The sequence below is a fragment of the Actinosynnema sp. genome (genome assembly GCF_052038725.1).
The window spans coordinates 1-2,066 of record NZ_JBQGCX010000288.1; the positions used below are offsets into that span (position 1 = coordinate 1).

The 2,066-nt window shown below is 77.0% G+C and carries 2 protein-coding genes; both read right to left on the bottom strand.

The features are described from left to right. The coding region (locus ACTUAL_RS05695; protein WP_440899504.1) for an MATE family efflux transporter at positions 1-1,199 on the bottom strand (1,199 nt) is incomplete at its 3' end. Between the two features lie 214 nt (positions 1,200-1,413). After that, complete coding sequence (locus ACTUAL_RS05700) at positions 1,414-2,013, bottom strand: TetR/AcrR family transcriptional regulator (protein ID WP_096495362.1); 600 nt, start codon at positions 2,011-2,013, stop codon at positions 1,414-1,416. Positions 2,014-2,066 lie beyond the last annotated feature (53 nt).

Genomic DNA, 2,066 nt, shown 5'->3' on the forward strand with positions numbered 1-2,066 from the left:
TTGACCAGCGCCAACGGGCCCACCGCCAGCGCCCACGCGGGCCGGGGCAGGCCGAGCGACTGGGCGTGCGCGGCGACCAGCGGCGTCACCCCGGCCGCCGTGAAGCCGACCGCCAGCACCCGCAGCGCCCCCTCCGCCCGGCCCGCGACGGCCGGGTCGTCCAGGAACACCGCCACCAGCGGCCCGGCGAACACCACCACCAGCGCCGCCACCACCAGCCCGTACCCGACCGTGGCGCGCAGCGCGAGGTCCCTGGTGCGCGCCACCCGGTCGTGCAGCCCGCGCCCCGCGTTGTACCCGACCAGCGGCTGCACGCCCTGCGCGCGCCCGACCTGCGGCATCGTCACGAACGCCTGCACCCGCGCCGCCACCGCGTACGCCGCCAGCGCCGCCGCCCCGATGCCCGCCAGCGCCGTGTTCACCAGCACCGCCAGCAGCGTCGCCCCGAACCCGGCCAGGAACGACGGCGCCCCGATGTCCAGCAGCGCCCGCACCGTCGGCCCGTGCGGCAGCAGGTCGGCCGCGCGCACCCGGTACGGCCGCTCGCGCTGCACGAAGAAGAACCACAGGCTCAGCAGCGCCGACACCGCCTGCCCGCCGACCGTGCCCAGCGCCGCGCCGCGCACCCCCAGGTCGAACCCGAAGATCAGCACCGGGTCCAGGGTGATCTGCACCAGCACCGGGACCAGCCACAGCAGCGCGGAGAACCGCAACCGGCCCTCGGCCCGCACCAGGCTGGAGAACCCCGTGGACAGCACCGAACCGGCCAGGATCACCACCGCGTACTCGCGCGCCACCTCGCGGGCCTCGCCCCGCGCGCCCAGCGCCGTCAGCAGCGGCTCGATCCCGAGCAGGCCGAGCGCGGTGACCACGACCGCCGCGCCCCAGAACACGGTGAACGCGTTCCCCGCCGCCCGACCGGCCGCCGCCGCGTCCCCCGCGCCCAGCGCCCTGGACACCAGCGACGCGCCACCCGCGCCCACCGTCGTGGACACCGCGCCCAGCACCAGCAGCACCGGCGCGGCCAGGTTCACCGCCGCCATCGCCCCGGCCCCGACGCCCCGCGCCACGAACCACGCGTTGGTCAGCGCGTAGATCCCGTGCACGCCGACCGACAGCGTCGTCTGCGCGCAGGCGCGCCACAGCAACCGCCCGACCGGGGCGGCGCCGAGCGCCTCGGCGGACTCGCGCACGCGCATCAGCGGGCGCGGCCGAGGGGCCCCACGACCTCGGTGATCCGCGCGCGCCGCGTGGTGGCGCCGGGGAGGGCGGCCTTGGACCGCCGGTTCTCGGTGGTGCTCTCCACTGCCGCTCCGGGTGTGTCGTGGCGAGCGCCCCGGCTCGTGAGAGCGCTCTCGCATTCGTCGCGCGGAGCAACGTACACCCGGATCTGCACGTTCGCGCCCAAGGGCGCTACCCCTCCGCGCGCTCCGGCCGCAGCCCGTCCAGCGACACCCGCAGCAGCCGCTCGACCTGCTCCGGGCGGCTGTCCCCGGTCAGCCGGGCGGCGTGCCCCAGGGACACCAGGAGCAGCAGCAGGTCGTCCGCGCTCGCGTCCGGGCGCAGCGACCCGGCCTCGTGGGCGCGCGCCGTCAGCCCCTCGATCACCGCCCGCAGCTCGCCCAGCCCCTCCACGTCCGGCTCCGCCCAGGCCAGCGCGAAGCACTCCGAGATCGCGCGGTGCCTGGCGTAGCCGCTCAGCGCCTGCCGGAAGAAGTCCGCCAGCGCCGCCCACGGGTCCTCCGCGCGCTCCGCAGCCTCGCGCGCCGACGCCGCCCAGGTCAGGAACTCCCGCCGCAGGATCGTGCGGACCAGGTCCTCCTTGGTGGGGAAGTGCCGGTACAGGGTGCCCATGCCGACCCCGCTCAGCCGGGCGATCTCGCGCACGTCGACGGCCGCGCCCTGCTCGGCCAGCACGCGGGTCGCCGCCTCGACGATCGCCTCCTGGTTGCGCGCGGCGTCCGCGCGGGGCTTGCGGCTGCGGGGGGCCTCGGCGGGCCGGTCGGCGGTCACCGGGCGACCCTACCAACCCGTTCCGGAGCAAGCGCTCCGCTTTGTGCTAACTT